The 6,023-nt window shown below is 36.7% G+C and carries 8 protein-coding genes; 4 read left to right on the top strand and 4 right to left on the bottom strand.

Translation table 11 applies throughout. The annotated features are described in order from the left end of the window. Positions 1-7 precede the first annotated feature (7 nt). Together FJR05_RS28050 and FJR05_RS19105 are read left to right on the top strand one after the other, a co-directional pair. Positions 8-103, top strand: coding sequence for a DUF4351 domain-containing protein (locus tag FJR05_RS28050; RefSeq protein ID WP_168645592.1), 96 nt, complete (start codon positions 8-10; stop codon positions 101-103). 109 nt (positions 104-212) lie between these two features. Next, positions 213-1,016 carry a DUF4058 family protein gene (locus tag FJR05_RS19105; protein WP_168645591.1) on the top strand — a complete coding sequence of 268 codons (804 nt, stop codon included), beginning with the start codon at positions 213-215 and terminating at the stop codon, positions 1,014-1,016. A 388-nt stretch (positions 1,017-1,404) separates the two neighbouring features. Here FJR05_RS19105 and FJR05_RS19100 read toward each other — a convergent pair whose 3' ends face one another. The 3 genes from FJR05_RS19100 to FJR05_RS19090 form a co-directional block, all read right to left on the bottom strand. After that, a complete protein-coding gene (locus FJR05_RS19100) occupies positions 1,405-1,875 on the bottom strand; it encodes a PAM68 family protein (protein WP_168645590.1) in 471 nt (156 codons plus the stop codon). Between the two features lie 12 nt (positions 1,876-1,887). Next, positions 1,888-2,157 carry a 30S ribosomal protein S15 gene (gene rpsO / locus FJR05_RS19095; RefSeq protein WP_168645589.1) on the bottom strand — a complete coding sequence of 90 codons (270 nt, stop codon included), beginning with the start codon at positions 2,155-2,157 and terminating at the stop codon, positions 1,888-1,890. A gap of 154 nt (positions 2,158-2,311) precedes the next feature. Beyond that, positions 2,312-2,788: a hypothetical protein gene (locus FJR05_RS19090; protein WP_168645588.1), complete on the bottom strand. Its 477-nt coding sequence runs from the start codon at positions 2,786-2,788 to the stop codon at positions 2,312-2,314. Between the two features lie 284 nt (positions 2,789-3,072). On the opposite strand from FJR05_RS19090, the gene FJR05_RS19085 reads away from it, so the two are divergent. Beyond that, the gene (locus tag FJR05_RS19085; RefSeq protein ID WP_168645587.1) at positions 3,073-3,312 is read left to right on the top strand and encodes a hypothetical protein; all 240 of its coding nucleotides are present in this window, start codon (positions 3,073-3,075) and stop codon (positions 3,310-3,312) included. 222 nt (positions 3,313-3,534) lie between these two features. Here FJR05_RS19085 and FJR05_RS19080 read toward each other — a convergent pair whose 3' ends face one another. Further along, positions 3,535-3,834 (bottom strand): DUF2795 domain-containing protein, encoded by a 300-nt coding sequence (locus FJR05_RS19080; RefSeq protein ID WP_168645586.1) that lies wholly within the window; start codon positions 3,832-3,834, stop codon positions 3,535-3,537. A gap of 850 nt (positions 3,835-4,684) precedes the next feature. On the opposite strand from FJR05_RS19080, the gene FJR05_RS19075 reads away from it, so the two are divergent. Beyond that, positions 4,685-5,938: a hypothetical protein gene (locus FJR05_RS19075; RefSeq protein WP_168645585.1), complete on the top strand. Its 1,254-nt coding sequence runs from the start codon at positions 4,685-4,687 to the stop codon at positions 5,936-5,938. Positions 5,939-6,023: the final 85 nt, after the last annotated feature.

Raw genomic sequence — 6,023 nt, 5'->3', positions numbered from 1 at the left:
GTAAAGGATTCACAGAATTAACACACTAGGTTTAGCGTTATTAGATTTTACCAGTAAAGCTGATTTGGTGGCTTGGTTGAATAATCAAGCGAGTTCAGAATAAATTTAGTCATAAATCAATTACAAATTATAACATCACCAGCATCTACAGCACAACCTGGATAAATGCTATACTGGAATAGTAACTCTTAGAATATTGTAGTGATAAATTTATGAGTTCACCATTTCCAGGGATGAATCCCTACTTAGAAAATCCTGATTTATGGTCAGAAGTACATCATAGATTAATTACAGCCATCGCCGATAATATAGAATCTCATCTTAGCGAAACATATCGAGTAGCTATAGAAAAACGTACTTATAGACTTGATACCGAAGATTCTTTATTAATTGGTATTCCTGATGTGGCAATTTTATCAGTTAAACAAGAACAAAAATCAAATGTTAGTAAAACTGCAATAGCAACTTTACCCACAGAAACAGAAAATAAGGCAATTACTGTCACCTTACCATTACCGTTAGAAATTAAAGAAGGATATTTAGAAATTAGAGAAATTTCTACAGGTAAAGTAATCACTGTAATTGAGATACTTTCTCCTACTAATAAAAAAACTAAAGAAGGTAGAAGATCCTATTTAGATAAACGGGAGAAAATATTGCAAAGTGATACTAACTTAGTAGAAATTGACTTAATTAGAACTGGGGAAAAAATGCCTATTGTCACCAGAGTTTATGACACAGATTATCGCATTTTAACTGTAAGATCATGTCGTTTTCCATCGGCTCAATTATTTGCATTTTCTGTCAAAGAAACCATACCTATTTTTCCCATACCTTTACAAAAAGGAGAAGAAGAAATAGAGTTAAATTTACAGCATTTATTGTTAGGTATTTATGAAAGAGCTAGATTTGATTTAACCTTAGATTATAACATTCCTCCTGTACCAGATTTGTTAGCCGAAGATCGAGAATGGATGGATATATTATTAAAAGAACAAGGAAGAAGAGTCTTGTAGGGTGCGTTAGTATTAAATCCCTAATAAGTTAAAGAGTAAAGAATGAATTATTTGCAAGTGACGAATGACTGGATATAACAAATATTCATTATGATTAAATTCAACTAATCCCCGTTTTTTCAAACCTCTAATAATTTTTTGATGCTTATTTTCGGTCAGAAGTACATTATAGATTAATTACAGCGATCGCTATCTCTCCTACTTTGCGTCCTCAATATCGAGTTTTTCACCAAGTTAATAATATAGCGCCAGGTATTTTTGGCTGAATATTGGGTATAAACCAGAAAAATATAGTTTTTTAAACTTGAAGTCAAAGCGATAAAAATTCCACTTCAACACTCATTTTCCAACTTACCCCAGATTACAGTTATTACCTGGACGCTGCTTGTTAGACGTTCTTTTTCTGGGTGTCACGCCAAACTTCGGTCATCCTACCCCAGTTAGTGCTAAATTCATCCAAACCCAGAAAAGTTCCCGGTGTTTCTTCATCCCAAGACGCGGAAAGAACACCATAGGTAATTCCCAACACACCCAAACCAAATAATCCCATATTCACCAATAAAACGGCGATAGGGGGGAGTTGGATATCAGCCAAGGTAACTAACAGATAACTAACTATCAAGCTAGAAATTCCTAAAGCTGTGGGGATACCGCAAAAACCAGCTACTCTGCGAACCATTCGCTGGCTGACTACTTCAGGAATCGCCATTTCTTGTTTAGAATAACGACGTTGCTGTTGCGGTTTTTCCTGAGTCTCTTGGGTCTTAAGAACGGGCTGAGTTTTAGTCTTAGCAGGTTTTGGACGCTTTTTGTTTGGCTCAAAAGGTAAGGGACTACGTTCCGATTCTTCAGCAGTCATAAGAATTAGTTCCTAACCGCGAATACCAAGACGAGTAATTAAAGCTTTATATTTTTCTTGACTACCTGCTTGGATATAAGCTAGAAGACGCTTTCTTTGGCCAATCATCTTCAATAGTCCTCTACGGGAAGAATGGTCTTTCTTATTAACTTGCAAATGTTGACTGAGCTTGTTAATGCGGTCAGTTAGCATTGCAATTTGAACATCAGCCGAACCTGTGTCGGTTTCATGAACTTGGTATCCAGAAATGAGTTCTTGTTTGCGCTGTTGCGTCAGAGCCATGATTGGTTAAATTCTTATTTTTCTTAGGTTTGTGTAGCAGTCTCCTATAATATCACACTCATCAATTCCTGTGGCAAATTCTTGATCAGGAGTCAGGAGTCAGGAGTCAGGAGGAATAATTACCAATTACCAATTACCAATTACCAATTACCAATTATTCCGGTGATTTGAGAGCTTGATCTAGAATTTGTCTAGCTTGTTCTGCTTTTCCTCTGGCTTCTTGGTAACGCAAATTAGCCTGAGCAAAATTTTTCAGAACTTTAAAACCTTCTTTAAGATGGGTTATTTCTTCCTCGGTGACGGATTTATCGGAAAAGAGGACATCAATGGCTTGACGAATTTCTAAGGCTTCGGTGCGGGATTCTTGGACTTTTAATTTGAGGGAAGCTAAATTACTCAGGATTTGTACTGCTTGGGTAATTTCATCTTCACGGCTAGTCGTATCTGTCGTTGGTTCTTTGACCTCAATTAATTGTTGCGGACCAAATCCCTCTTCTAGTTCTGTTGGTAATTCACCAGCGTCCATGAGTTCCATTAACTGATCCATTGCTTTGTCACGGGCTTTAGCGGAATCTTTACCAGGAACGGTGAGGATAATTTCTGGACTTTGAGCAAGACTATATTGAACCATAGCTGTATATATATTAATCCTATGTAATTTGTGAAAAATATGATGGCGATCGCCCGAAAACTCTGTAACTTTAATTCAGTCAGGTTTGAGAATGTAGAATTAATATACCAGATAAATACTATTTAGGAATGAGAGCGATCGCTCCCTTTTTGTTGTAGCAGTCTATCTCCAGAGTGAGACTCAATAGTGTGTAATTTATTCTACAAGTCCTATCAGAGGATAGAACACTTTTAAGTAACTAAAAACTATTGTTATGGAATCACCTGTTAACAAGGTACAAATCCATGACAGCCAAAATTCCTCCAGACACACGGCAAGATAAGGTGAGGGAGAATCCTCAAGATAACCCTGGAACGGAAACGAATGTACCCACTACAGAAGAGGGTAATACTCCCGCTGATGAAAGATATCGGATGACCGGTCAAGAATCAGGTTCAGATGTTCGTCCTGGGGCTGAAGCTGAATCTCCTGGTGCTGCTGTGACAAAGCCTGGTCTCCCTAACCAAGGAACACCGTCTCGCTAAAAAATTCTTGATTTCTTCAGAGATAGCGATCGCATTATCAGAAAAAGAGAGGGGAGTATTACGACTCCCCCTACATTTTTGTATGTCTAATACACTGTGGTGTAGAATTAAAAATTAACGACTAACTTTAAAAAAATAAATAATTGATTTATTTACACAATAATTAAATTTAAACTCAGCGGCTTATAAACATAGGAGTTAATTATTTATAAGCCACTACAGCTATACAGGTTCTTCTTCTCTTACAGTTTCACTGATGACTTCGACTAATTCAGGCATACTTTCAAAATCATCTTGATCTGTTTGATCAAGTAATGAGCGTAAATCTATGGTTCTGTCTTTTGTCCAGTGAATTTCTTCGTGACCTCTGGCTTGTTCGAGTATGTCTTCTTTACTGGCAGGAAAGTCTATACCTGCAAGTGCTTGAGTTACTGCTGCTACTCCATAAGCTTCACCTTTATCTGGACCGCGATGATGTTCCTGACCTTTTTTTTCTTGCCCTTTTTCTGATTTAGTAGCCATAAAATTCTCCTGATAATTATCGTAGATTATCTATCTACGTTACTAAGCTAAAACTGTTATTTATTAATTCCTTCTATCTGAAGAATTACTTTTTATTAAAAATCAAAACTAGCCAGGGAATAAAGAAAATATCCTTGAATAAATCCAAGCGGTTAAGTAGAGCCAAATTTCCTAAAAATTCTCCTAATTTACAGAAATAATCAAAGTTTATCCCCAATAAAAATAGCTTAATAGCAAGTTGTTATAGCAATTCTCATGCTAGTGAGGTACAAAAAGTCAGAATTAAACGCAGATAAACGCAGATGAACACAGATAATTTTGTACCTCATCAGACTAGGAAATGCTATATATCCAACAAAAAGTTTGCTCATCAATCACAAAATTTGACAAATCAAGAAATTATCCGAACAGGAAAATTTAGCTCAAATAACTGACATTTTTTGTCTAATATCTACTCAAAATCTTGATAGCTAGATATAGCTACCGCAGAAGTAATATAGTTGAATTTCCAGGCTTATTTTTGAGATATTATTAAGCTTTAATACCCCTGAAACTATTGATTTATCAATATTTTAGGTTTATATGGCTATAGCTTGCGTTGCGGCGCAAAAATTATCCGCTATCAGCAAATTCTATGTATAAGCTCTTTCTTCAGTATGATAGAGTTTGGTAGTTTGTTATATTGGAGTCGAAGACAAGTAAAGTGGACGTGACATCACCAAAATGTGTGAAGAAAAGTAAATAATGTTTAAATCCTTTTCTCTCCCATAGAAAGCTCCCTGTCCTCCTACCTTGTCCCAACCCTGATTATTTACACCAACCTACTTATCTTTTTAGTATCGTAATATTTATGACTCCTAATCCCGCCATTATGCGTTCTGTTGAACAACTAGGCTATCGAGTCACCGTTGGTGATGTAGCTACTCAGATAGGATTAAATATAGCTGAAGTCAATCAAAGCTTATTAGCTCTAGCGGCTGATGCTGGGGGACATTTGCAAGTTGCAGAATCAGGTGATGTTGTTTACCAATTTCCCAAAAATTTTCGAGATATTATCCGCAATAAATACTTGCAAATTAGATTAAAGGAATGGTGGAAAAAAGTTTGGTCTGTGCTATTTTATCTGATTCGGATTTCCTTTGCCATCCTTTTAGTTGCTTCTATCGTTCTCATTATTGTGACTATCACTATAATCATGACTGCTAGTTCAAATCGGGATGATGATAATCGCAGTAGTTCTAGAGGTAATAATTTCTTCTTTTTCCCGGATTTATTCTGGTATTTCAGTCCCAATTATGGTGATAACCGCCAAGAAAGACGGAGGGAACGGGGCGAAAATAGTGAAATGAATTTTTTTGAAGCTGTGTTTTCATTCCTCTTTGGTGATGGTGATCCTAATGCCAATTTAGAAGAACGCCGTTGGGAAGAAATTGGGGCTGTAATTAGTAATAATCAAGGTGCAGTAGTGGCAGAACAAGTTGCTCCTTATTTGGATGATGTTGGCGAAAAATATCAACAAGAATATGAGGATTATATGTTGCCTGTGCTGGTAAGATTCAATGGAATGCCCCAGGTGAGTTCTGATGGTCAAATAGTATATTATTTTCCAGAGTTACAGGTAAGAGCTAGTAAAAAACAACGGCGTTCTATATCTGAATATTTGCATGAATTTTCTTGGAATTTTAGTGCAGCTAGTTCTGGACAAATTATGCTCAGTGCTGGTTTAGGGGGAGTAAATTTTGTTGGAGCTTTAATTCTGGGTAATTTATTAAGAAATGGCACAATTGCGGCTCAAATTGGCGGATTAGTCGCTTTTGTGCAAGGGATTTATGGATTGTTATTGGCTTATGGTACGGGGTTTCTCGCTATTCCCTTAATTCGGTATTTTTGGATTAAGCGACGCAATGATCAGATTTCTACTCGCAATCTTCAACGCCAAGAACGGGCTAGATTATTAGCAGGTGCGGATGCTTCTTTACAGAAAAAGATCGCTTTTGCTCGTGAATTTGCCACAGAAAAAATCATTGGGAAGGAAGATTCAGTTTATTCCACAGATACAGATTTACTGGAACAGGAATTTCAGAATAAGCAAATAGGTGATTAGTCAGTTGTCAGTTGTCCGTTGTCATTGGGAAAATTCTTTCTTCCCCCCTACTTCCCCCACTTCCCAAGACTATATTGAACCATAG

Origin of the sequence: Dolichospermum sp. UHCC 0259 (genome assembly GCF_009711935.1) — a bacterium.
Taxonomy (GTDB): Bacteria; Cyanobacteriota; Cyanobacteriia; order Cyanobacteriales; family Nostocaceae; genus Dolichospermum.
Note: the sequence above shows the minus strand (reverse complement) of the source record. Positions and strands in the feature narration are given on the sequence as shown.

Bases quoted from the DNA above. Each gene is read 5' to 3' on its own strand.
- FJR05_RS19085 (WP_168645587.1), top strand. From the start codon at position 3,073: ATGACAGCCAAAATTCCTCCAGACACACGGCAAGATAAGGTGAGGGAG.
- FJR05_RS19090 (WP_168645588.1), bottom strand. From the start codon at position 2,788: ATGGTTCAATATAGTCTTGCTCAAAGTCCAGAAATTATCCTCACCGTT.
- FJR05_RS19080 (WP_168645586.1), bottom strand. From the start codon at position 3,834: ATGGCTACTAAATCAGAAAAAGGGCAAGAAAAAAAAGGTCAGGAACAT.
- FJR05_RS19105 (WP_168645591.1), top strand. From the start codon at position 213: ATGAGTTCACCATTTCCAGGGATGAATCCCTACTTAGAAAATCCTGAT.
- FJR05_RS19075 (WP_168645585.1), top strand. From the start codon at position 4,685: ATGACTCCTAATCCCGCCATTATGCGTTCTGTTGAACAACTAGGCTAT.
- FJR05_RS19100 (WP_168645590.1), bottom strand. From the start codon at position 1,875: ATGACTGCTGAAGAATCGGAACGTAGTCCCTTACCTTTTGAGCCAAAC.
- rpsO (WP_168645589.1), bottom strand. From the start codon at position 2,157: ATGGCTCTGACGCAACAGCGCAAACAAGAACTCATTTCTGGATACCAA.